The organism is Herbaspirillum sp. LeCh32-8, from assembly GCF_017814915.1.
In the GTDB taxonomy this organism is placed as follows: domain Bacteria; phylum Pseudomonadota; class Gammaproteobacteria; order Burkholderiales; family Burkholderiaceae_D; genus Herbaspirillum.
The window spans coordinates 686,536-709,701 of sequence record NZ_JAGIPZ010000001.1; the positions used below are offsets into that span (position 1 = coordinate 686,536).

Genomic DNA, 23,166 nt, shown 5'->3' on the forward strand with positions numbered 1-23,166 from the left:
GGGCGACGCCCCTTCTTCCGAGATGCAAGCAGATTTGTTTTCCGCAGGACGGCCCCCGGCAGGGGCGCCGGACTGGCTGGTTCGTGCGCATGAGCTGCGCACCGAACTGAATCGCCACAACCACAGTTATTACGTGCTGGATCAGCCCAGCATTCCCGACGCCGAATACGACCGCCTGTTCCAGGAGCTGCAGTCGCTGGAGACGGCGCACCCCGAGCTGGTGACGCCGGATTCGCCGACCCAGCGGGTGGGTGGCGCGCCGTTGCCGCAATTCGAGCCTGTGCGTCACGACATTCCCATGCTGTCGCTGGGCAACGGCTTCGCCGATGAAGACATCGAAGCCTTCGACAAGCGCGTCATGGACGGCCTGGAGAGCTTGCAAGAGGTGCGTTACGCCACCGAGCTCAAGTTCGACGGCCTGGCGATCAGCCTGCGTTACGTCGACGGCGTGCTGGTGCAGGCCGCCACCCGCGGCGACGGTACTACCGGCGAGAACGTGACGGCCAATATCCGCACCGTGCGCGCGATCCCGCTGCGTTTGCATGGCGACAAGATTCCTGCAGTGCTGGACGTGCGCGGCGAAGTGCTGATGTACAAGGACGACTTCGCGCGCCTGAATCAGCGCCAGCGCGATGCCGGCCAGAAGGAGTTCGCCAACCCGCGCAACGCCGCCGCCGGCAGCTTGCGCCAGCTGGACTCGCGCATTACCGCGCAGCGCACGCTGCGTTTCTTCGCCTATGGCATCGGCGTGCTGGAGGGCATGGACATGCCGGCCTCGCACTCGGCCTTGCTGGACTGGTACCAGCAGCTGGGCCTGCCGGTGTGCAAGGAGCGCGCCGTGGTCAGCGGCGCGGCCGGTTTGCTGGCCTTCTTCCGCGGCATCGGCGAGAAGCGCGAGCAGCTGCCCTATGAGATCGACGGCGTGGTCTACAAAGTTGACCGCCTGGACCAGCAGAAGCACCTCGGCTTCGTCTCGCGCGCGCCGCGCTTTGCGCTGGCGCACAAATTCCCGGCGCAGGAAGCGCTGACCGTGGTGCAGGGCATCGAAGTGCAAGTCGGCCGCACCGGCGCCATCACGCCGGTGGCGCGCCTGAACCCGGTGTTCGTGGGCGGCGTGACGGTGACCAACGCTACGCTGCACAATGAAGACGAAGTGCGTCGCAAGGACATCCAGGTCGGCGACACCGTCATCGTGCGCCGCGCCGGCGACGTCATTCCGGAAGTGGTCGCCTACGTGCCGGAGAAGCGTCCGGCCGATGCCCGTGCCTTCGTCATGCCGACCGCCTGCCCGGTGTGCGGTTCGCCCATCGTGCGCGCCGAGGACGAAGCCATCGCTCGCTGTTCCGGCGGCTGGCTGAAATGCTCGGCGCAGCGCAAGGGCGGCCTGCAGCACTTCGCCTCGCGCCGCGCCATGGATATCGAAGGCCTGGGCGAGCAACTGGTGGAGCAACTGGTGGACACCAATATCGTGACCACGCCCGCCGATCTGTACCGCCTCGGCCTGCTGGCGCTGGCGACGCTGGACCGGATGGCCGAGAAGTCGGCGCAGAACGTGCTGGATGCGTTGCAGAAGTCCAAGAACACCACGCTGCCGCGCTTCATCTACGCGCTGGGCATCCGCCATGTGGGCGAGGCGACGGCCAAGGAACTGGCGCGCCATTTCGGCAGCCTCGACAAGCTGCTGGCCGCCGGCGAGGAGCAGTTGCTGGAAGTGGCCGACATCGGTCCGGTGGTGGCGGCTTCGATCCGCGCCTTCTTCAGCGACGCCCTGAATGTGGAGCTGGTGGAGCAATTGCGCGCGGTAGGCGTACACTGGCCTGAAAGCGAAGGTGTCGACAGCGCGCCCAAGCATCTGGCCGGCAAGACCTTCGTGCTGACCGGCACGCTGCCCAACCTGTCGCGCGACGAGGCGTCGCAGCTGATCGAGGCGGCCGGCGGCAAGGTGGCGGGTTCCGTGTCGAAAAAGACCAGCTACGTGGTGGCCGGCGCCGAAGCCGGCAGCAAGCTGGCCAAGGCCGAAGAGCTGGGCCTGGCCATTCTCGACGAAGACGGACTCAAGGCGCTGTGCGCCGGAGGCGGTGCCGGGGCCGAATAAGACTGGTCCGCGGCATCGGTCGCAACAGTATCCAGGCGCCAGGCCTGCCGCTTGCCGGCAATCCTGGCGCAACAGAATCAAGCAATTTCACCTTCCTGATGGAGCAATGATGATCAAACGGATCAAGAAAGCAGTTTTCCCCGTGGCCGGCCTGGGCAGCCGCTTCCTGCCTGCGACCAAGGCGCAGCCCAAGGAAATGCTGCCCATCGTCGACAAGCCGCTGATCCACTACGCGGTGGAAGAGGCTGTCGCCGCCGGCATCACCGAGATGGTCTTCATCACCGGCCGCAACAAGCGCGCCATCGAGGACCACTTCGACAAGGCCTATGAGCTGGAAAGCGAACTGGAGGCCGCCGGCAAGCAGAAGCTGCTGGAGATCGTGCAGAACGTGGTGCCCAAGAACGTCAATTGCATTTTCATCCGTCAGTCGACTCCACTGGGCCTGGGCCACGCCGTGCTGTGCGCCCGTCCGGTGGTGGGTGAGGAGCCGTTTGCCGTGCTGCTGGCCGACGACTTCATGGACACTGACGCCGGCGTGAAGCCGGTGCTGGCGCAGATGACCGACATTTACTCGCGCGAAGGCATGAGCATGCTGGCGGTGCAGGAAGTGCCCAAGGCAGACACCAAGCAGTACGGCATCGTCAGCGCCACGTCCTACCAGCCCAACCTGGAGCGCGTGAACGCCATCGTCGAAAAGCCGGCGCCGGAAGACGCGCCGTCGACGCTGGCCGTGGTGGGCCGCTATGTGCTGAACAACCGTATCTTCGACTATCTGGAAAACATCGGCCGCGGCGCCGGCGGCGAGATCCAGCTGACCGACGGCATCGCCAAGCTGATGCAGGCTGAGTCGGTCCTGGCCTATCGCTACCAGGGCCAGCGTTACGACTGCGGTTCCAAGCTGGGCTACCTGAAGGCGACCGTCGCCATGGGCCTGAAGCACCCGGAAACCGGCGCCGCCTTTGGTGAATTCCTGACCGAAATCGGCAACAAGTAAAGTTGTGCCTTCCTCCCCGGCGTCGGCAGCGGTTGCCTGCGGGATAGGTGATAATCAGACAGGCGCCCGGTATTGCCCGGGCGTCGTCTTTTGGAGCACAGAAATATGGCCATCCGCGACATCCTCAAAATGGGCGACCCGCGCCTGCTGCGCCAGGCGCAGCCCGTGACCCAGTTCGGCACGTCCGAGCTGGCGTCCTTGGTGGACGACATGTTCCAGACCATGCGCGCCGTCAATGGCGCCGGCCTGGCTGCGCCGCAGATCGGCATTGATTTGCAGCTGGTGATCTTCGGTTTCGGCAGCAACCAGCGCTACCCGGATGCGCCGGCGGTGCCCGAGACGGTGCTGATCAATCCGGTGCTGACGCCACTGTCGGACGAGATCGAAGACGGCTGGGAAGGTTGCCTTTCGGTGCCCGGCATGCGCGGCGTGGTGCCGCGCTGGAGCCGCCTGCGCTACCAGGGCTTCGACCTGGACGGTAACGCCATCGACCGCACCGTCGACGGCTTCCATGCGCGCGTGGTGCAGCACGAGTGCGATCACCTGCAGGGCATCCTGTATCCGATGCGCATCCGCGACTTCACGCAGTTCGGCTTTACCGAGGTGTTGTTCCCCGAGCTTGATCCCAATCACGACGACTGAGATTTCTCTGCTCTACGTCTCATCCCGGCCTGAGCACCGGGATGACGTCCTTCCTTCCTTCCTTCCTTCCTTCCTTCCTTCCTGCCTTCCTTCGGCCACAGGCATGGCAGGCGCTTGCCAACACCATTGCGTCGGCATCTCCCCGTTGTTTTCCTGACGCTCCGCCCCGATCCTCGTGGCGGAGCTGATCTTGCATCCAATCCGATCAAGGAGTTATCGATGTCGAAAGCATTCGAATCGGCGGAAAACAAAGCCTTCCGTATAAATCTTTTTTACGTCCTGACCGGCGGTCCAGGCACAGGTAAGACGACGTTGCTGGCAGCCTTGCTAGACGCCGGTTACGGCGTCAAGGAAGAGGCGGGCCGGGGCGTGATCCGGCGCCAGATGGTAGCCGGCGGCGACGCGTTGCCATGGAAGGATCGTCTGGCGTTCTCCGCCGAGATGCTTGAGGCGGAATTGCGCCTGCATGAGGCGCATGCCGGACGGAGGGCCCCGGTCTTTTGCGACCGAGGCATTCCCGATGTACTTGGCTACATGCAGTTGGAAGACCTGGACAAGCTATCACAAGCTGCCGGATTGCTGGCGCGGGTGAAGCAGGCCGCCGGAAAGTGGCGATATGCGGAGCCGGTCTTTATCTTGCCGCCGTGGCGGGAGATTTATGAAACTGACCGCGAGCGCAGGCAGGACTGGGCGACGGCGGTCGCCACGCACGACGCGATGAGGGCAGTCTATGCGGCGCTGGGTTACCGGGTCGTCTCGTTGCCGCCGGGTAGCCCGGCGCAGCGGCGAGATCAGGTGTTGGGGCAGCTGGAGCGGCACGCCGGATGAAAAACGGCCCGCAGGAGTGCTGCGGGCCGTGGTCTTGCGGGATTGCGCCGCGGTCAGGCGCTATCCTTGACGCGCATGTTGATGTGCGCCAGCGCTTCTTCCACCTGGTCGATCAGGATCAGGCACAGGTCGCCCGGCTGGAGTGACGCCAGGGCGGTGTCGATGGCCAGGAACTCGCCGTAGATCTCCTTGACGTCGCTGGTGCGGCTGGCCTTTTCCAGGCCGCGCTGCAGCAGCGCGATTACTTCGCCGTCGACGCGGCCGCGCTGACATTGGTCCTGGTACAGCACCACTTCGTCGAAGGCATCGCCCAGCAATTCGGTCTGGCGGGTGATGTCGTCGTCGCGGCGGTCGCCGGCGCCGCTGATGACCACCGAGCGGCGCTGGGCGGGCATGCTGTCCACGGCCTTGATCAGGGCGGCGATGGCGTCCGGATTGTGGCCGTAGTCGGCGATCAGGGTGGCGCCCTTGTAGTCGAACAGGTTGAAGCGGCCCGGGGCGGTGCCGCTGTCGCTGATGAAGCTGGCCAGGGCGCCGGTGACTTGCTCCCAATCCAGGCCCAGCGCCCAGGCGGCGCCGACCGAGGCCATCACGTTCTCGACCTGGAAACCGATGGCGCCGCTGCGGGTCAGCGGGATGCCGGAGAGCTTCAGGCGTTTCTCGAAGTCGCCCTGCGCGGCCACGATGGCGTCGCCGTCGCGATAGACGATGCGGTGACCCTGGGCGCGATGGGTGGCCATGATCGGGTGGGCCGGGTCCAGCGCGAAGAAGGTGACCGAGCCGGGGCAGGAGGCTGCCATCCTTGACACCATCGGATCGGCCGCGTTGAGCACGGCGGTGCCGGTGGGCGCCACGTTCTCGACGATCACGCGCTTGACCACTGCCAGGTCTTCCACGGTGCTGATGTAGGACAGGCCCAGGTGGTCGCCCATGCCGATGTTGGTCACCACGGCCACGGCGCAACGGTCGAAGCCCAGGCCTTCGCGCAGTACGCCGCCACGCGCGGTCTCGAGCACGGCGGCGTCGACGTCCGGGTGGAACAGCACGTTGCGCGCGCTGCGCGGGCCGCTGCAGTCGCCGGTGTCGGTGCGCTGGCCGTCGATGTAGACACCGTCGGTGTTGGTCATGCCCACGCGCAGGCCGGTCTTGGCCAGCAGGTGGGTGATCAGGCGTACGGTGGTGGTCTTGCCGTTGGTGCCGGCCACCGCCACCACGGGAATGCGGCCGTCGTCGCCGTCTTCGTACATGGTGGAGATGATCGCTTCGCCGACGTCGCGGCTCTTGCCGTAGGACGGCGAGAGGTGCATGCGCAGGCCGGGCGCGGCGTTGACTTCGACGATGCCGCCGCCTTGCTCTTCCATCGACATGTGGACCGAGTTGCAAACCACGTCGACGCCGCAGATGTCCAGGCCGACCATCTGCGCCGCCGCGATGGCGCGTGCGGCCATGTCGGGGTGCACGTCGTCGGTGACGTCGGTGGCGGTGCCGCCGGTGGACAGGTTGGCGTTGTTGCGCAGAACCACGCGCACGCCCTGGGCCGGAATGGCTTCAGGATCGAGGTTCTGGGCGGACAGCACGGACAGCGCGATGTCGTCCAGGCGGATCTTGGTCAGCGAAGTGGCGTGGCCGTCGCCGCGCGCCGGGTCGGCGTTGACCTGGTCGATCAGCTGGCGGATGGTGTGCACGCCGTCGCCGATGACTTGCGGCGGATCGCGGCGGGCCGCAGCCACCAGCGTCTTGCCGATCACCAGCAGGCGGAAGTCGTGGCCCGACAGGTAGCGCTCGACGATGACCTCGTCGCTGATCTTGGCGGCATTGGCGAAGGCGTGTTCGATCTGCGCGCGGGTGCTGATGTTGACGGCGACGCCCTTGCCCTGGTTGCCGTCCAGCGGCTTGATCACGACCGCGGCGCCGATTTCCTCGGCGGCCTTGAGCGCGTCTTCCACGGTGGTGACCACGCGGCCGTTGGGCACCGGCACGCCGGCGGCGTGCAGCAGCATCTTGGTCAGGTCCTTGTCCTGCGCGATCGACTCGGCGATGGCGCTGGTGTTGCTGGTCTCGGCGGCCTGGATACGCTTCTGGCGGCTGCCCCAGCCGAACTGCACCATGCTGCCCTGGGTCAGCCGGCGGAATGGAATGCCGCGCTTGACGGCGGCGTTGACGATGGAGCCGGTGCTGGGGCCCAGGCGCACGTCTTCATCCAGCTCGCGGATGCGGGCAAGCGCTGCGGTCAGGTCGAACGGGGTGTCGGCTTGTGCGGCCAGGCACAGCTCCAGCGCCAGGTCGAAGGCCAGGCGGCCGACTTCCTCTTCGCTGTACTCGACCACGACCTGGTAGATGCCGGTTTCGATGGTGGAAACGGTGCGGCTGAAGGTGACCGGGCAGCCGGCCTGCGATTGCAGGGCGAGGGCGGCTGCGGCCAGCGCATGCGCCATCGATACGACCTGCTTGCCGCCGTCAGGCTCAAGGAAGCCGATCTGCGGGAAGCGGGCGCGCAGGCGCACCTCGAAGCCGGGCATGTCGTCCACCACCCGTTCCGATTCCGGACAGGAAACGATGGCTTCGATGGCAGTGTGTCTGCACCAGAGATTGGGGCCGCGCAGTGCGCGTATGCGGGATACGTCCATGGACAGGTTTTCCTAATGTCTCTTGATCTTGAATCTGGTCTGTGTTGCCTTGCCGCTGCGCCTTGGATCAGGCGACCTGGCTCTTGAACTTCAGGCCTTGCTGCTCCGCCTGCTCGGTGCCGAACAGCTCGATGCCGGCGCGGATCACTTCGGGCGAAATGCCCAGCGCCCACGCCGCGCCGACTGCCGCCAGCACGTTCTCGACCTGGTAGGCCACGGCGCCGTTTTCGGTCAGCGGGATGGCGTCCACCGAGCTGACCTTGACTTCGCGATCGCCCTCGGCCTGGATCAGGTCGCCGCCGCGCAGGAACACGGCGCGTTTTCCTTCCTTCAGGTGCGCCGCCACCAGCTCGGACTGCGGTTCGGTGCTGAAGAAGATCACTTCGCCGTCGCACAGCTGCGCCATGTCGGCCACCAGCGCGTCGTCGGCGTTCAACACGGCTGCGCCGTCCGGCAGCACCAGGTCGACCTGGGTGCGCTTGACCTTGGTGGCGATCTGTTCGGCGTTCTCGATGTAGTACTCGGGCAGGCTGTCGTCGGGGTCGATGTTGGCGACCACGCCGACCAGGCAGCGGTCGTAGGCCAGGCCTTCGGCGAGGATGGAGACGCTGCCGTTTTCGAACACGGCGGCTTCCACGGCGCGGTTGAGCAGCACGCGATGGGCTGCTTCCCAGTTGGCGCGGTTGCCGCGCTCGACCTGGCGTTCGCCGAAATACAGGCCGTCGCCGCAGGCCAGGCCGACATGCTTGCCGGAGAGGTGAATGATGCGCGCGACCAGGCGCGAAATGGTGGTCTTGCCGTGGGTGCCGGTGACGCCCACGACCGGAATGCGGCCGGTTTCGTCCTCGCCGAACAGGTTGTTGACGATGGCTTCGCCCACCGGGCGCGGCTTGCCGTCGGAGGGCTTCAGGTGCATCAGCAGGCCCGGGCCGGCATTGACTTCGACGATGGCGCCGCCCTGGTCGGCCAGCGGGCGGGTGATGTCTTCGGCCACGATGTCGACCCCGGCGATGTCCAGGCCGACGATGCGCGCGGCCAGCGAAGCGGCGGCGGCCACGCTGGGGTGGACCTTGTCGGTGACGTCGGAAGAGACATTGCCGTTGCGCAACAGCAGGATGCGGCGACCGGCGGCCGGCACCGAGTCGACGGTCAGTTTCTGGCGCTGCAGTTCCAGCACGGCGGCCGGTTCGCGTTCCAGCAGCACGGGGTCCAACAAGTGTTCTTCCAGCAGGCCGCGGCGCGGGTCGCGGTTGAGCTCGTCGAGCAGCTGCTGTACGGTCGACTTGCCGTCGCCGATGATGAAGATGGGTTCGCCGCGGGCGGCCGCGGCCAGCTTGCCGCCGACGATCAGCAGGCGGTGCTCCAGGCCCGGCACGAAGCGCTCGACCAGCACGCCGCTGCCTTCTTCCAGTGCGACCTTGTAGGCGGTCTCGATTTCCTCGCGGGTGTTCAGGTCAATGAACACACCGCGGCCATGGTTGGCGTCGCAGGGCTTGACCACCACCGGCAGGCCGATGTCTTCAGCGGCATCCCATGCATCTTCCGGGCTTTCCACCAGGCGGCCTTCGGGCACCGGTACGCCGCAGTTTTCCAGCAGGGTCTTGGTCAGGTCCTTGTCGCGCGAGACGCTCTCGGCGATGGCGCTGGTGTCGTCCGATTCGGCGGTCCAGATGCGACGCGAATTGCAGCCATGGCCCAGCTGCACCAGGTTGCCTTCGGACAGGCGGATGGTGGGGATGCGGCGTTCTTCGGCGGCATCCACGATGCAGGCGGTGCTCGGACCCAGGCAGAGCTTGTCGACCATGCGGCGCAGTTTTTCCAGCGCGGCGTCGACGTCGAACGGGCGGTCTTCGATGGCGGCCATCACCAGATCGCGGGCGGCGTACAGCGCGGCGCGGGTGACCGTCTCATGACGGGCGCGCACCACCACCTTGTAGACGCCGCGCACATTGGTCTCGCGCGCCTTGCCGAAGCCGCCGGGCAGGCCGGCCAGGTTCTGCAGTTCCAGCGTGACGTGTTCCAGGATGTGGCCGGGCCAGGTGCCTTCTTCCAGCCGGCGCACGAAGCCGCCGCGCACTTCATAGCTGCAGCGGTGCTCGATGAGCGTGGGCAGCCAGGTGGTCAGGCGCTGGGTGAAGCCGGGGATGGTGTTAGAAGGAAAGTCTTCCAGTTCGCCGATGTCGATCCACACTTCGAGGGCCGAGCGGTAGGTCCAGATGTTGGGACCTTTCAAGGGCAGGAAACGGAGGAATTCGATGTTTTTCATGTCTGGAGATATGCCGCGTAAATTACCGTTTGTGTCTATCTGTGGTGCCGGACCGCTTGGTGTTGCCGGGCTGTTATTTGTGAAACGTTTTCAGGCTCGTCTTCCGTTGACCTCGCGAAACAAAGTGGCGCCACTCGTTACAGCCGGACTGCAGCGTCTTTCCCGTGGCGCCGGCGCTGCAAGCTCTTCCTTACGGGGCGGCGTCATGGCGGGTTGGGCGGGTTCCGAAAAGGTACGACAGAATTTCTCGGTCAGCATTCCGTCAGAATAGCGCATGCTCCACTAACGTGTTCGAAGGCGTTTGGTTTACTGGGAATGACGAAAGAATAAGCTCGGGGCGGACGAGGCCTTGCCCGGCGGAAAATCAAGGGGTGCGCCTCGCGCGGAAAATCAGGTCGAGTTTGCTGGCGGCAGAGGCGGATCTCATTGGAGTTATGCTTGTTCTGAGGATGTGATTGGCCGCTATTGTCGCAGAGTGTCCGGTGGCCGTGGCGCGAATTAACCAAAAAAACGACGGTCAACATGGTGTAGACCGGCCGCAGACGCCCTTGCCGCCGCGCTTTCGCATTGTGCGGGAAACGTGGCTGAGCTCATGCGTGCACCGTTTGGCGGTGTCTGGCGTTATGCGAGGAACGCATGAACATGCAAGAGACGCAAGAGACGTATTCGCCGTGGATGGCAGGGCGATGCCGGCAGGGGCTGCGCTATAATCCCGCGCTGCCCGCATCGGGCCTTGCCATTCACTCACAACCAGCCAAAACTGCTCGCTTCGGGCCTAATGTTGCCGTTAAATGACTACTGATTCCCTTCCTTCCGCCACTGCCAGCCTGCCCGAACGCTGGAGAGCGGAAACTGCCGCCCGCCTGGCCGCCGACGAGAAGATCGCGGCCTGGCTGGAGCTGGACCTCGATTCGCAACTGCAATTTCGCACCTCCCTGTTGGTGGCCACCGAAACCCGTTTGCTGGCCAACACCCCCGAAGGTACGGTGTGGCAGGAATGGCAATACAGTCCCGAGCTGAACCTGAAGCACTTCGACCACGCAGGCGTGGGCACGCTGGAGCTGTGCGACGGCGCTGGCCGCCTGGCCGCCTGGCGCTACACGCTGGCGCAAAATCCCCAGGCGCTGCGCCTGATCAAGTTGTTCGAGCAGCAGCGCGACCTGCTGGCTTCCGGTGTGAGGCCGGTGGAAGAGGGCGACGTCTGCCCGCAATGCAAGGCACCCATCCCCGAAGGCCAGGAGGCCTGCGCCATCTGCCCGGAAACCAAGGAGGCGCCGCCGTCCACCTGGGCGCTGTTCCGCCTGTCGCGCTTTGCCAAGCCGTACAAGGGATCGCTGCTGCTGGGCTTCCTGCTGACGCTGGCCTCTACGGCCGCCACGCTGGTGCCGCCGTACATGACTATGCCGCTGATGGATAACGTGCTGATCCCGTTCCAGAACGGCGCGCCGATCGACACCCACCTGGCCATGCTCTACCTGTCCGGCCTCTTGGGCGCGGCCTTGCTGGCCTGGGGCCTGGGTTGGGCGCGCACCTACATTCTGGCGCTGGTGTCCGAGCGCATCGGCGCCGATTTGCGCACCACCACCTATGAGCATCTGCTGCGTCTGTCGCAGGAATATTTCGGCGGCAAGCGCACCGGCGACCTGATGGCGCGCATCGGGTCGGAGACCGACCGCATCTGCGTGTTCCTCTCGCTGCACCTGCTGGACTTCGCCATCGACGTGCTGATGATCATCATGACGGCGGCCATCCTGATCTCGATCAACCCCTGGCTGGCGCTGGTCACCCTGCTGCCGCTGCCGTTCATCGCCTGGATGATTCATGTGGTGCGCGACCGCCTGCGTCACGGCTTCGAGAAGATCGATCGTATCTGGTCGGAAGTGACCAACGTGCTGGCCGACACCATCCCCGGCATCCGCGTGGTCAAGGCCTTCGCCCAGGAAAAGCGCGAAGTGGCACGCTTTCGCGAGGCCAACCGCCACAATCTGATGGTCAACGACCGCGTCAACAAGATCTGGTCGCTGTTCACGCCGACCGTGACCTTCCTGACCGAAGTGGGCCTGCTGGTGGTGTGGGTGTTCGGCATCTGGCAGGTGTCCAACAACCAGATCACGGTGGGTGTGCTGACCGCCTTCCTGGCCTATATCAGCCGTTTCTACACCCGTCTGGATTCGATGAGCCGCATCGTGTCGGTGACGCAGAAGGCCGCCGCCGGCGCCAAGCGCATCTTCGACATCCTGGATCACGTCTCCAGCGTGCCTGAGCCGGCCAACCCAGTTCACCTGGAAAAGGTGAAGGGCGCCATCGAGGTGCGCAACATCGGCTTCCGCTACGGCAACCGTGCGGTGATCCGCAACATGAGCCTGTCGATCGCGCCGGGCGAGATGATCGGCCTGGTCGGCCACAGCGGTTCCGGCAAGTCGACCATGGTCAACCTGATCTGCCGCTTCTATGACGTCTCCGAAGGCGCGATCCGCATCGACGGCGTCGACATCCGCTCGCTGCCGATTTCTGAATACCGCCGCAACATCGGCCTGGTGCTGCAGGAGCCGTTCCTGTTCTTCGGCACCATCGCCGAGAACATCGCCTATGGCAAACCGGAAGCTACGCGGGAGGAGATCGTTGCCGCCGCACGTGCAGCGCACGCGCACGAGTTCATCCTGCGCCTGCCGCAGGGTTACGACTCGCTGGTGGGCGAACGCGGCCAGGCGCTTTCGGGCGGTGAACGCCAGCGTATTTCGATCGCTCGCGCGCTGCTGATCGACCCGCGCATCCTGATCCTGGACGAGGCCACCTCGTCGGTGGATACCACCACCGAGAAGGAGATTCAGAAGGCGCTGGACAACCTGGTCCAGGGTCGCACCACGATCGCCATCGCGCACCGCCTGTCGACGCTGCGCAAGGCCGATCGCCTGGTGGTGCTGGACCGCGGCCAGGTGGTCGAGGTCGGCAACCACGAGGAATTGATGGCGCGCGAGGGCCATTACTACAAGCTGTACCAGGCGCAGGCGCGCAATCCTGACGGCGAGGCGGAAGTCTCGGTCAGCGACGACGAGAAGGGTGAATGAAGATGACCATGACGACAAACCCTGCTCAGCAGCCGTCCTTCGGCCTGCATCGCAACAGCTTCGGTCGCCTGGTGTTCACGGGCGCTGACGGCGCCTCGCACGAGAACGTGATTCCGGTACGCGCTTTCCCGGTCAGTGCGCCCGACGGCGGCGTGTCGGTGGTGTCCAGCGACGGCCACGAACTGGCGTGGATCGACCGTCTGGAACAGGTGGAGGTGGAGGCGCGCAAGCTGATCGAGGAAGAGCTCGCCAGCCGCGAATTCATGCCGGAGATTTGCCGCATCGTCGGCGTGTCTACCTTCGCCACCCCGAGCGACTGGACGGTGCAGACTTCGCGCGGCGTGACCACTTTCACGCTCAAGGGCGAGGAGGACATCCGCCGCCTGCCGAACTCGGCGCTGCTGATTGCCGACAGCCACAGCATCCAGTTCCTGGTGCGCGACCTGAAGGCGCTGGACAAGCACAGCCGCAAGATTCTGGATCGCTTCCTCTGAGTTGCCCGAGTTGCTGAGGCGCCTGCCCGCGCTCAATGTGCCGGCAGCAACCCTGCAATGAAAAAGGCCCTGATGCAGATCAGGGCCTTTGTTTTTTCGGGGTAAGCGATGTTCAGAAACGCTCGTCCGGACGCAGGTAGCGCCACTGGCCGGTCGGCAAATCGCCCAGCTTGACGCCGCCGATGCGGATGCGTTTCAGGCCGATCACCTTCAGTCCCACCATGTCGCACATGCGGCGGATCTGGCGCTTCTTGCCTTCGCGCAGGACGAAGCGCAACTGGTCTTCGTTTTGCCACTCGACCTTGGCCGGCTTGAGCGGCTTGCCGTCCATGATCAGGCCGTGGTTCAGGCGCTTGAGGTCGTGCTCGGGCAGCTTGCCCGGGCGCGTGTACTTCACGCGCACCAGGTATTCCTTGTCGACGTCGGAGTCTTCGCCGATCAGGTGCTTGGCGATGCGGCCGTCCTGGGTCAGCACCAGGAGACCGACGGAGTCGATGTCCAGCCGTCCGGCCGGCACCAGGCTGCGCAACTGCCTGGGATGGAACTGCATGTCGGCGTCGTCCTCCGGCCAGCGCGACTCGGCGTTGACCAGCGTTACCGCCGGTTTGTAGCCGTCTTCGGCCTGGCCGCTGACGAAGCCCATCGGCTTGTTGATCAGGATGGTCACGCGCTGGGATTGCTCGACGCTGGCCTGGCGTTCCACGGTGACCTTCTGGTGCGGCAACACCTTGCTGCCCAGCACCGACACCACCGCGCCGTCCACGCGTACCCAGCCTTTCTCGATCCACTCGTCGGCCTCGCGGCGCGAGCAGAGGCCGAGTTCGGACATGCGTTTGGAGAGGCGGACGGGTTCGGTCATGGGGATTGCCTTGCAGAAAACAGGGGCCGGATGCGGCGAGGGGGAGATTGTACGGCAGATTGCGGCGCAGTGACGCCTGCGACGCCTGCGCGGACCCGGTATCGCGATCCGGCGCAGGGGGGGGCGGCAGCGTTCAGACGCGCAGCGTGGCCAGCAGTTCGGTTTCCAGCATGATCTGGTTGCGCGGCTGGGACAGGCCAGGGCCGTCGATCAGGAACACGTCTTCCACGCGTTCGCCCAACGTCATCACCTTGGCGGTGTGCAGGTTGATCTTGTACTTGGCCAGCACGTTGGAGATCGAGTACAGCAGCCCGGCGCGATCGTTGGCCGAGATCGACAGCAAGTAGTACTGGCCGCGCTCGTCGGGGCGCAGGTCCACCGAGGGATTGACCGGGAAAGTGCGCGACAGGCGCGACAGGCGCGCCTTGGAGGGCGCCGGCAGCGGGGCGTCGGACTTCAGCAGCTCGCCCAGTTCGTGCTCGATCAGGTTGATGATGTCGCGGTAGTTCTTGGCGAACACCGGGGCGTTGATGAGGAAGGCGTCCAGCGCGTAGTCGTTCTTCGTGGTGTGGATCTTGGCGTCGAAGATGCTGAAGCTTTTTTCGTCGAAGTAGCTGCAGATGCGCGCGAACAGGTCGGCGCGGTCGGGCGTGTAGACCGCCACCTGCACGCCTTCGCCGATCGGCGCCAGGCGGCAGCGCACCAGCGGCACGCCGGTGTCGACCTTGTCGTAGAAGCAGCGCGTCTGCCAGGCGATGTCGGAGGCGTCGTGGCGCAGGAAGTAGGCCACGTCGAGCTGTTTCCAGAACTGCTCGTGGGCGTCTGCAGGCAGGCCGTACAGGCGCAGCGTCTTGATCGCTTCCTGCTGGGTGTTCTTGAGCTCGCGGTCGGTCGACGGCGCCTCGCCGCCCAGCACGCGCAGGGTGATGCGATACAGGTCTTCCAGCAGCTTGCCCTTCCAGGCATTCCACACCTTGGGGCTGGTGCCGCGGATGTCGGCCACCGTCAGCAGGTAGAGCGCGGTCAGGTGACGCTCGTCCTTGACCAGTTGCGCGAAGGCGGTGATGACGTCGGGATCCGACAAGTCCTGCTTTTGCGCCACGTGCGACATCGCCAGGTGCTGCTCCACCAGGAACACAATCAGCTCGGTGTTTTCGGGGGAGATGTCGTGCTGCACGCAGAACTGGCGGGCGTCGTCCATGCCCAGCTTGGAATGGTCGCCGCCACGCCCCTTGGCGATGTCGTGGAACAGCGCTGCCACGTACAGCACCCAGGGTTGGCCGAAGTTGGCCATCAGCTGGCTGCAGAAGGGGTATTCGTGCGCGTGCTCGCTCATCGTGAAGCGGCGCACGTTGCGCACCACCATCAGGATGTGCTGGTCCACCGTGTAGACGTGGAACAGGTCGTGCTGCATCTGGCCGACGATATGGCGGAAGTTCGGCAGGTAGCGGCCCAGCACGCTGGTGGCGTTCATGCGGCGCAGGGCGTGCATGATGCCGCGCTTGGCCTGGATGATGCGCATGAAGAGCCGGTGGTTTTCCGGGTTGGCGCGGAAGGCGTTGTCGATCTTGAAGCGGGCGTGCCACAGCGCACGCATGGTGCGCGCCGACATGTCTTTCAACTCGGGGTGCTCGGCCAGCACCAGGAATACTTCCAGCATGGCCGAGGGGGTCTCTTCGAACACGTTGTCGTGGGCGATGTCGACGAAGCGATTGACCTCGTTGAAGCGTTCATTGATCTGGCGCGGCACGGCCGGCTGCGGGAACAGGTGGGCCTCGATGTTTTGCAGCAGGATGGTGTTGAGCTGCACCACCGCCTTGGCTGCCCAGTAATACCGCTGCATCAGGTATTCGCTGGCGCGGCGGGTGTCGGTGGTCTTGAAGCCGAAGGTCTCGGCGATCGGCGTCTGGATGTCGAACACCAGGCGGTCTTCGCGGCGGTCGGTGACGATGTGCAGGCGGATGCGGATGTCCTTGAAGGCGCGCTCCTTCTGGCGCAGCTGGCGCGCCTCGGTGGAGGTCAGCATGCCGTGCTCGGCCAGCTTGGTCCAGGAGTCGCCCAGCCCGGCCGCCTTGGCCACCCACAGGATGACTTGCAGGTCGCGCAGGCCGCCCGGGCTTTCCTTGCAGTTGGGCTCCAGGCTGTAGGGAGTGTCTTCGTACTTGATGTGACGCTGGCGCATTTCCAGTGTTTTCGCCTGGAAGAAGGCCAGCGGGTCGAGCGCGGCGTGGTAGCGCTCCTGCAGGTGCTTGAACAGCGCGCGGCTGCCGGTGACCAGGCGGGCCTCCAAGAGGCTGGTCTGCACGGTGATGTCGGCCGCCGATTCATCCATGCACTCGTCGATGGTGCGGATGCTGTGGCCGATTTCCAGGCCGATGTCCCAGAACAGCTGCACCAGTGACTCCAGCTTGGCCTTCTCCGCGCCGTCCGGCGCATGGGGCAGCAGGATCAGCACGTCCACGTCCGAATGCGGGAACAGCTCGCCGCGGCCATAGCCGCCCACGGCCACCAGCGCGGCCTCGGCCGGCATGCCCAGCTCTTCCCAGGCCTGGGTGAGGGCAGCGTCGACGTTGCGGCGCAGCTGGGTCAGCAGCTGTTCGGTCTTGTGATTGGTCTGAAAGGCGTCGATGGCCTGCTGACGGGCGGCCTTGAGCTGCTTCTTGAGCGTGACGGCGAGTATCGGCATCGTCTTGGATATCGTATTTGGCTTGGTTGGCGGCAGGGAGGCCGCTGGTCGGTCAGTTTGCCGCGTCCCCGTGCGGCGTCTTGCCTATAGCAGGTTTCGTGCCGGGTTTGGCCGGCCGGAAACATATTGTGTTGCCTCCCAAAACGTTTTCGGCGGAAATGGCGATGACCGTTGCTGGTTTCATCGCGATTTCCGCCGAAGTCCGGGAGGCCGAAAAAATCAGGCCGCTGCCGTCACCTGATTCTGGATGAAGGCCGGCGGCGCAGGCATGCCGGGCGAGACGGTCAGCACTTCAAAGCCGGTCTCGGTGACCAGTACGGTGTGTTCCCATTGCGCCGACAGGCTGCGATCCTTGGTCTTGATGGTCCAGCCGTCGCCCATTTCGCGGATTTCGCGACGGCCGGCGTTGATCATCGGCTCGACCGTGAAGATCATGCCGGCTTCCAGCTTTTCCAGTGTGCCGGGGCGGCCGTAGTGCAGCACCTGCGGCTCTTCATGGAAGACTTTGCCGATGCCGTGGCCGCAGAATTCGCGCACCACGCTGTAGCCGGCTTTTTCGGCGTGCTGCTGGATGACGTGGCCGATATCGCCCAGGTGGGCGCCGGGCTTGATCTTGGAGATGCCCAGCCACATGCATTCGTAGGTGATCTCGGTCAGGCGGCGCGCCAGGATGGAGGGCTCGCCCAGAAAGAACATGCGGCTGGTGTCGCCGTGGTAACCGTCCTTGATGATGGTGACGTCGATATTGAGCACGTCGCCGTTCTTCATCACCTTGTCGCCCGGGATGCCGTGGCAGATGATGTCGTTCAGGGAAGTGCAGATGGCCTTGGGGTAGGGCGTGTAGCCGGGCGGGCAGTAGTTCAGCGGCGCCGGGATGCTGCCTTGCACATTGGTCATGTACTCGTGGCACAAACGGTCGATCTCGCCGGTGGTGACGCCGGGTTTGACGAAGGGGGTAATGTAGTCCAGCACTTCGGCGGCCAGGCGGCCGGCTACGCGCATGCCTTCGATATCTTCGGCGGTTTTGATGGTGATGTTGCCCATGGTGAATCGCAATTCGCTAGAAAATCGTCAAGAAGGGATTATAGTCGACAGGGGTATTTTCTGTTGGGCGCTCGCGCGGGCGAAGGCCGCAGCTTGAGTGGCGCTCGCGTTTCACGAAGTTCATGTGATGCTTGAACAAACGGCTTGGACGGGGTAGAATCTTGGGCTAACCTGAAAGAGTCAGGTTGGTCATGGTGATGTTTGTGGGAAATATTGTCCTGCCGTCATCCTGATGATTGCTTTTTTTGAAACGCGAATCCGTTCGCTAAAAGGGTGTCCGGCTGCATGAGCTGGATGACCGAGCGGATTCCAGACCTAACCCTGGAGAAATTCATGTCCGTTACCATGCGCGAAATGCTGGAAGCCGGTGTCCACTTCGGTCACCAAACCCGCTTCTGGAACCCCAAGATGGCCCCCTTCATTTTCGGCCATCGCAACAAGATTCACATCGTCAACCTGGAAAAGACCCTGGGCCTGTTCCAGGAAGCCCAGAAGTACGTGCGTCAACTGTCCGCCAACCGCGGCACCATCCTGTTCGTCGGCACCAAGCGTCAAGCCCGCGAAATCCTGGCTGGCGAAGCTCAGCGCGCAGGCGTGCCTTACGTTGACCAGCGTTGGCTGGGCGGCATGCTGACCAACTTCAAGACCATCAAGACCTCGATCAAGCGCCTGAAGGACATGGAAGCCGCAATCGAAGACGGTTCGGTCGAGAAGCTGTCGAAGAAGGACGCCCTGCTGTTCAGCCGTGAACAGGAAAAGCTGCAGAAGGCCATCGGCGGCATCAAGGATATGGGCGGCATTCCTGACGCCATCTTCGTGATCGACGTCGGCTACCACAAGGGCGCCATCACCGAAGCCGCCAAGCTGGGCATCCCGGTCATCGGCGTGGTTGATACCAACCACTCGCCCGAAGGCGTCACTTACGTGATCCCGGGTAACGATGACTCCGCCAAGGCGATCGCTCTGTACGCTCGCGGCATGGCTGACGCCGTGCTGGAAGGCCGTGCAAACGCCGTCAACGACGTGGTCGAAGCAGTCAAGGGCGACGAGTTCGTCGAGGTCGAGCAGGCTTAATTCTGCTTCTTCCGTGCAGTACAAAAAAGGGGTGCAGCGGGATTACGCGGTGACCCCTTTTTTTTGAGTTAATTTTCGAGTTTCAGGTGCTTCGCGATCCTGCGGAGCACCTCCAAGTCAGGAGAATAGTATGGCGGCAATTACCGCAGCAATGGTAGGTGAACTGCGCGCGAAGACCGATGCGCCGATGATGGAATGCAAGAAGGCGCTGACCGAAGCCGACGGCGATCTGGTCAAGGCCGAAGAGATCCTGCGCGTCAAGCTGGGCAGCAAGGCTTCCAAGGCATCCTCGCGTATCACCGCCGAAGGCGTGATCTCGACCTACATCGCCGGCAACGTCGGCGCGCTGGTCGAAGTGAACTGCGAAACCGACTTCGTGACCAAGAACGACGAGTTCATCGGTCTGGTCGAAGCCGCCGCCAAGCTGGTGGTCGAGCAGAACCCGGCCGACGTGGCCGCCCTGGGCGCCTGCAAGCTGGCCGACGGCAAGACCCTGGAAGAACTGCGCACCGAACTGATCGGCCGCATCGGCGAAAACATGTCGTTCCGCCGCTTCCAGCGCTTCGAGACCCCGGCCAAGCTGGTGTCCTACCTGCACGGTACCCGTATCGGCGTGATCGTCGAGTTCGACGGCGCTGACGAGCAAGTCGGCAAGGACGTGGCAATGCACATCGCCGCCATGAAGCCGGTCGCCCTGTCGTCCGAGCAAGTGCCGGCCGAACTGATCGAGAAGGAACGTTCGGTCGCCGCACTGAAGGCTGCTGAATCGGGCAAGCCGGCCGACATCGTCGCCAAGATGGTTGAAGGCTCGGTGCAGAAGTACCTGAAGGAAGTGTCGCTGTTCAACCAGGCTTTCGTGAAGAACGACAAGCAAAGCGTCGAGCAGATGCTGAAGGCAGCCAACTCCTCCGTGAAGTCGTTCGCCATGTACGTGGTGGGCGAGGGCATCGAGAAGAAGCAGGACGACTTCGCCGCCGAAGTGGCAGCGCAAGTGGCTGCAGCAAAACAAGCTCAGTAAGCGTTGTAAGAAAAGCGGGCCGAGAGGCCCGTTTTTTTAAGCTGGCCCCGGAACTTTTGGGGAAAGCTGCATCTACTGTCATGGCCTTCGTGATCCACTCGCGAACGGCCGACGGCAGGTGGCAAAAAGAACAATAGGGCGCAGCAGTACACTTCAAGCGTCCTGACCTGTTTTCGCGGCGATTCAGCGCCGTTTCGCCCGCGCGGAAACAGGTGCAGGAAGCGTCAATGGCAATTCAAAATCGGATAGAACACGGAGCCCTGCAATGACAACACCTGCTTATAAGCGCGTACTCCTCAAACTTTCCGGCGAAGCACTGATGGGCGACGACGCCTACGGTATCAATCGCGCGACCATCGAACGCATGGTCGCGGATGTGGCAGAAATCAGCAAACTGGGCGTGGAGCTGGCGATCGTGATCGGCGGCGGCAACATTTTCCGCGGCGTGGCGCCCGGCGCCCAGGGTATGGATCGTGCGACCGCCGACTACATGGGCATGCTCGCCACCGTCATGAACTCGCTGGCCCTGGCCGATGCCATGCGCCAGGCCGGCCTGACCGCGCGCGTGATGTCGGCCATCGGCATCGAACAGGTGGTCGAGCCCTATGTGCGCCCGAAGGCGCTGCAGTACCTGGAAGAGGGCAAGGTCGTGGTGTTCGCCGCCGGTACCGGCAACCCCTTCTTCACCACCGACACCGCCGCCGCGCTGCGCGGTTCGGAAATCGGCGCGCAGATCGTGCTGAAGGCGACCAAGGTCGACGGCGTCTATACCGCCGACCCGAAAAAGGATCCTTCGGCCACCCGCTATACCTCGATCTCCTTCGACGAGGCCATCGCCAAGCACCTGCAGGTGATGGACGCCACGGCCTTCGCGCTGTGCCGCGACCAGAAGCTGCCGATCAAGGTGTTTTCCATCGTCAAGCCGGGCGCGCTCAAGAGCGTGATCATGGGCGACGACGAGGGCACGCTGGTTCACGTCTGATCGTCGGGCGGCAGATAAAACCGGCCGCGTGCCGGTATTCCCGTTTACAATGCCCGCTTTCCACCGGGCATTTGCCTTCAAGACAAGTTATTGCATCAAGTTAGGAGAGCAGCATGAGTGTCGCTGACGTCAAGAAAAACAGTGAACAGAAGATGAGCAAGTCGATCGAGACGCTCAAGGGCAACCTCGCCAAGGTCCGTACCGGCCGTGCGCACACCGGCCTGCTGGACCAGGTCATGGTCGACTACTATGGCAGCCCGACCGGTCTGTCGCAGGTCGCCAACCTGACCCTGATCGACGCCCGTACCATCGGCGTGCAGCCGTACGAGAAGAAGATGGTCGCCGTCGTCGAGAAGGCGATCCGCGAAGCCGACCTGGGCCTGAACCCGGCCACCCACGGCGAGCTGATCCGCGTGCCGATGCCGCCGCTGACCGAAGAGCGCCGCAAGGAAATGGTCAAGCTGGTCAAGGGCGAGGCGGAAGATGCCAAGATCGCGATCCGCAATATCCGTCGCGAAGCCAACGAAGGCCTGAAGAAGCTGGTCAAGGACAAGATCGCCTCGGAAGACGACGAGCGTCGCGGCCAGGACGACGTCCAGAAGCTGACCGACAAGTTCGTCGCCGAGATCGACAAGCTGGTCGGCGAGAAGGAAAAGGAAGTGATGACGGTGTGACCGTCCTTGCAGGGCCTGCGCGCGGCCGGAGCAATGACGGCCGCGCGGCACAGAATCAGAAACAAAAAAGGAATTGTGCGGCGGGCAGCGGGAAGGCTGCCGGTGCAGACAGGGCGGATTTATCATCGGCCTGGTTTGTCAAAGTCCCAGCAGCCCGCTACCATGGTGCGGCTCAACGCCATTAATGCACTAAATAATTTTTCATGAAGCATCAGAGCTCAACTCTTGCGGTTCCGGATATCTCCGCGGTTCCGCGTCATGTTGCCATCATCATGGACGGCAACGGACGTTGGGCAACCAAACGATTCCTGCCGCGCGTAGCGGGCCACGCCAAGGGCGTGGACGCGGTGCGCTCCATCGTCGAGGCCTGCGCGGTGCGCGGCGTCGAATTCCTCACGCTGTTCGCCTTCAGTTCCGAGAACTGGCGCCGTCCCGCCGACGAAGTGTCGGTGCTGATGCGCCTGTTCATGACCGTGCTGGAGCGCGAGGTAGGGAAGATGGCGGTCAACGGCATTCGCCTGAAGATCGTCGGCGACATGAGTCGCTTCGATCCCAAATTGCAGGAAATGGCAGCCAAGGCCGAGGCCCAGACTGCGGGCAACACCCGCCTGACCCTGACCGTGTGCGCCAACTACGGCGGCCGCTGGGATGTGATGCAGGCGGTGTCGAAGATGATCAAGGCCAATCCCGGCGCCTCGGATTTCGCCGAAGAAGCGCTGGCGCCTTACCTGGCGATGGCCTATGCGCCCGAGCCCGACCTGTTCATCCGCACCGGCGGCGAGCAGCGCATTTCCAACTTCCTGCTGTGGCAGCTGGCGTACAGCGAGCTGTACTTCACCGATACCTTCTGGCCTGATTTCGGCGCCGAAGCGCTCGACCTGGCCATTGCCTCGTACCAACAACGCGAGCGCCGCTTCGGGCGCACCAGCGCGCAAGTGCTGGACCAGAAAAAGGCTTCCTGATGCTCAAGACGCGTGTCATCACGGCGTTGATCCTGCTGGCAATCCTGTTGCCGATCCTGTATTTCGACTACTTCCCGGCCTTTGCCATGGCGGCGCTGGTGTTCTTCGCCGCCGGCTCCTGGGAGTGTTTTCGCCTGTTCAAGAGCCCGCGCCCCGCAGTGTGGGCGGTGGTGTGGACGCTGGCCTTCTGCGTAATCCTGTTCTTCAGCGGCCTGCCCAGCGTGCGTCCGCTGTACGTGCTGTGCGTGGTGCTGTGGGCGATACGCTTCACCCCGGCGCTGGCGCTGGGGCTGCCCAAGGCGGAGGCCTTCGCCAACCGCCTGCTCAACGGCACCTACATGCTGTCCATCCTCGGCTGCTTTGTGGCTATCGTCGACCTGTTCCAGCGTGCGCCGCTGTACCTGCTGTCGGTGATGGCGGTGGTCTGGGTCGCCGATATCGGCGCTTATTTTGCCGGCAAGGGCTTCGGCCGCCACAAGCTGGCGCCGTCGATTTCCCCGGGCAAGTCGTGGGAGGGCGCCATCGGCGGCTGGCTGGCGGTGCTGGTCATTTCCGCCGCAGTCGCGATGTCCCTGGGTGCCGGCGAGACCTTCCAGTTGCGCCTGTTCAACCGCTGGGGCTGGATGGCCTTCGTGGCCGTGCTGACCGTGATGGTCGCCGCCAGCGTGGTGGGCGACCTGTTCGAGTCGCAGCTGAAGCGCCGCGCCGGTATGAAGGACAGCAGCAACCTGCTGCCCGGGCACGGCGGCGTGCTCGACCGCATCGATGCCCTCATTCCCGTGCTGCCGCTGGCGGCACTGATCGATCTCTGGCTGGCGGCCGCTTAAGCGCCGCCGGTCTCCTCCCGGAAATT

General features: G+C 64.1%; 17 protein-coding genes. 12 read left to right on the top strand and 5 right to left on the bottom strand.

The features are described from left to right. The first annotated feature begins 22 nt into the window (after nt 1–22). The 4 genes from ligA (at nt 23) to J8I26_RS03235 (ending at nt 4,559) form a co-directional block, all read left to right on the top strand. Nucleotides 23–2,095 carry an NAD-dependent DNA ligase LigA gene (gene ligA / locus J8I26_RS03220; RefSeq protein WP_209603960.1) on the top strand — a complete coding sequence of 691 codons (2,073 nt, stop codon included), beginning with the start codon at nt 23–25 and terminating at the stop codon, nt 2,093–2,095. A gap of 109 nt (nt 2,096–2,204) precedes the next feature. Continuing rightward, nucleotides 2,205–3,089 (top strand): UTP--glucose-1-phosphate uridylyltransferase GalU, encoded by an 885-nt coding sequence (gene galU, locus J8I26_RS03225; protein WP_209604781.1) that lies wholly within the window; start codon nt 2,205–2,207, stop codon nt 3,087–3,089. A gap of 105 nt (nt 3,090–3,194) precedes the next feature. After that, on the top strand, nt 3,195–3,731 hold the full coding sequence (gene def, locus J8I26_RS03230; protein WP_209603962.1) for a peptide deformylase: 537 nt from the start codon (nt 3,195–3,197) through the stop codon (nt 3,729–3,731). A 219-nt stretch (nt 3,732–3,950) separates the two neighbouring features. Continuing rightward, entirely contained in the window at nt 3,951–4,559 is a 609-nt protein-coding gene (locus J8I26_RS03235) for an AAA family ATPase (protein ID WP_209603964.1), read from the top strand. 53 nt (nt 4,560–4,612) lie between these two features. Here the strand turns inward: J8I26_RS03235 and cphA (J8I26_RS03240) are convergent, their stop codons facing one another. Next, nucleotides 4,613–7,186, bottom strand: coding sequence for a cyanophycin synthetase (gene cphA / locus J8I26_RS03240; protein WP_209603966.1), 2,574 nt, complete (start codon nt 7,184–7,186; stop codon nt 4,613–4,615). Nucleotides 7,187–7,253: 67 nt separating this feature from the next. After that, the gene (cphA, locus tag J8I26_RS03245; RefSeq protein WP_209603968.1) at nt 7,254–9,452 is read right to left on the bottom strand and encodes a cyanophycin synthetase; all 2,199 of its coding nucleotides are present in this window, start codon (nt 9,450–9,452) and stop codon (nt 7,254–7,256) included. Between the two features lie 791 nt (nt 9,453–10,243). Here cphA (J8I26_RS03245) and J8I26_RS03250 point away from each other — a divergent pair. Both J8I26_RS03250 and J8I26_RS03255 read left to right on the top strand, forming a co-directional pair. Then, entirely contained in the window at nt 10,244–12,520 is a 2,277-nt protein-coding gene (locus J8I26_RS03250) for an ABC transporter ATP-binding protein (RefSeq protein WP_209603970.1), read from the top strand. 2 nt (nt 12,521–12,522) lie between these two features. Further along, the gene (locus tag J8I26_RS03255) at nt 12,523–13,014 is read left to right on the top strand and encodes a DUF1854 domain-containing protein (RefSeq protein WP_209603972.1); all 492 of its coding nucleotides are present in this window, start codon (nt 12,523–12,525) and stop codon (nt 13,012–13,014) included. Between the two features lie 112 nt (nt 13,015–13,126). Here the strand turns inward: J8I26_RS03255 and J8I26_RS03260 are convergent, their stop codons facing one another. The 3 genes from J8I26_RS03260 to map form a co-directional block, all read right to left on the bottom strand. Then, nucleotides 13,127–13,873 carry a pseudouridine synthase gene (locus J8I26_RS03260; protein ID WP_209603974.1) on the bottom strand — a complete coding sequence of 249 codons (747 nt, stop codon included), beginning with the start codon at nt 13,871–13,873 and terminating at the stop codon, nt 13,127–13,129. A gap of 133 nt (nt 13,874–14,006) precedes the next feature. Further along, nucleotides 14,007–16,559, bottom strand: a complete 2,553-nt coding sequence (locus J8I26_RS03265) for a [protein-PII] uridylyltransferase (protein ID WP_209603976.1) — start codon at nt 16,557–16,559, stop codon at nt 14,007–14,009. A 219-nt stretch (nt 16,560–16,778) separates the two neighbouring features. Continuing rightward, the gene (gene map / locus J8I26_RS03270) at nt 16,779–17,603 is read right to left on the bottom strand and encodes a type I methionyl aminopeptidase (RefSeq protein ID WP_209603978.1); all 825 of its coding nucleotides are present in this window, start codon (nt 17,601–17,603) and stop codon (nt 16,779–16,781) included. Between the two features lie 333 nt (nt 17,604–17,936). On the opposite strand from map, the gene rpsB reads away from it, so the two are divergent. The 6 genes from rpsB to J8I26_RS03300 all read left to right on the top strand — a co-directional run bounded on the left by rpsB (nt 17,937) and on the right by J8I26_RS03300 (nt 23,140). Next, nucleotides 17,937–18,677, top strand: a complete 741-nt coding sequence (gene rpsB / locus J8I26_RS03275) for a 30S ribosomal protein S2 (RefSeq protein ID WP_209603980.1) — start codon at nt 17,937–17,939, stop codon at nt 18,675–18,677. Nucleotides 18,678–18,807: 130 nt separating this feature from the next. Then, nucleotides 18,808–19,695, top strand: a complete 888-nt coding sequence (tsf, locus tag J8I26_RS03280) for a translation elongation factor Ts (RefSeq protein WP_209603982.1) — start codon at nt 18,808–18,810, stop codon at nt 19,693–19,695. Between the two features lie 265 nt (nt 19,696–19,960). Further along, complete coding sequence (pyrH, locus tag J8I26_RS03285; protein WP_209603985.1) at nt 19,961–20,677, top strand: UMP kinase; 717 nt, start codon at nt 19,961–19,963, stop codon at nt 20,675–20,677. Between the two features lie 113 nt (nt 20,678–20,790). Continuing rightward, nucleotides 20,791–21,351: a ribosome recycling factor gene (gene frr / locus J8I26_RS03290; protein ID WP_209603987.1), complete on the top strand. Its 561-nt coding sequence runs from the start codon at nt 20,791–20,793 to the stop codon at nt 21,349–21,351. Nucleotides 21,352–21,554: 203 nt separating this feature from the next. Further along, nucleotides 21,555–22,313 (top strand): polyprenyl diphosphate synthase, encoded by a 759-nt coding sequence (gene uppS / locus J8I26_RS03295; RefSeq protein ID WP_209603989.1) that lies wholly within the window; start codon nt 21,555–21,557, stop codon nt 22,311–22,313. After that, complete coding sequence (locus tag J8I26_RS03300) at nt 22,313–23,140, top strand: phosphatidate cytidylyltransferase (RefSeq protein ID WP_209603991.1); 828 nt, start codon at nt 22,313–22,315, stop codon at nt 23,138–23,140. Before uppS ends, J8I26_RS03300 begins: the two co-directional genes overlap by 1 nt. Nucleotides 23,141–23,166 lie beyond the last annotated feature (26 nt).

Coding starts and splice junctions, on each gene's coding strand:
- J8I26_RS03235 (WP_209603964.1), top strand. CDS start 3,951: ATGTCGAAAGCATTCGAATCGGCGGAAAACAAAGCCTTCCGTATAAAT.
- pyrH (WP_209603985.1), top strand. CDS start 19,961: ATGACAACACCTGCTTATAAGCGCGTACTCCTCAAACTTTCCGGCGAA.
- galU (WP_209604781.1), top strand. CDS start 2,205: ATGATCAAACGGATCAAGAAAGCAGTTTTCCCCGTGGCCGGCCTGGGC.
- cphA (WP_209603966.1), bottom strand. CDS start 7,186: ATGGACGTATCCCGCATACGCGCACTGCGCGGCCCCAATCTCTGGTGC.
- tsf (WP_209603982.1), top strand. CDS start 18,808: ATGGCGGCAATTACCGCAGCAATGGTAGGTGAACTGCGCGCGAAGACC.
- def (WP_209603962.1), top strand. CDS start 3,195: ATGGCCATCCGCGACATCCTCAAAATGGGCGACCCGCGCCTGCTGCGC.
- map (WP_209603978.1), bottom strand. CDS start 17,603: ATGGGCAACATCACCATCAAAACCGCCGAAGATATCGAAGGCATGCGC.
- J8I26_RS03255 (WP_209603972.1), top strand. CDS start 12,523: ATGACCATGACGACAAACCCTGCTCAGCAGCCGTCCTTCGGCCTGCAT.
- J8I26_RS03260 (WP_209603974.1), bottom strand. CDS start 13,873: ATGACCGAACCCGTCCGCCTCTCCAAACGCATGTCCGAACTCGGCCTC.
- ligA (WP_209603960.1), top strand. CDS start 23: ATGCAAGCAGATTTGTTTTCCGCAGGACGGCCCCCGGCAGGGGCGCCG.
- J8I26_RS03265 (WP_209603976.1), bottom strand. CDS start 16,559: ATGCCGATACTCGCCGTCACGCTCAAGAAGCAGCTCAAGGCCGCCCGT.
- cphA (WP_209603968.1), bottom strand. CDS start 9,452: ATGAAAAACATCGAATTCCTCCGTTTCCTGCCCTTGAAAGGTCCCAAC.
- rpsB (WP_209603980.1), top strand. CDS start 17,937: ATGTCCGTTACCATGCGCGAAATGCTGGAAGCCGGTGTCCACTTCGGT.
- uppS (WP_209603989.1), top strand. CDS start 21,555: ATGAAGCATCAGAGCTCAACTCTTGCGGTTCCGGATATCTCCGCGGTT.
- J8I26_RS03250 (WP_209603970.1), top strand. CDS start 10,244: ATGACTACTGATTCCCTTCCTTCCGCCACTGCCAGCCTGCCCGAACGC.
- frr (WP_209603987.1), top strand. CDS start 20,791: ATGAGTGTCGCTGACGTCAAGAAAAACAGTGAACAGAAGATGAGCAAG.
- J8I26_RS03300 (WP_209603991.1), top strand. CDS start 22,313: ATGCTCAAGACGCGTGTCATCACGGCGTTGATCCTGCTGGCAATCCTG.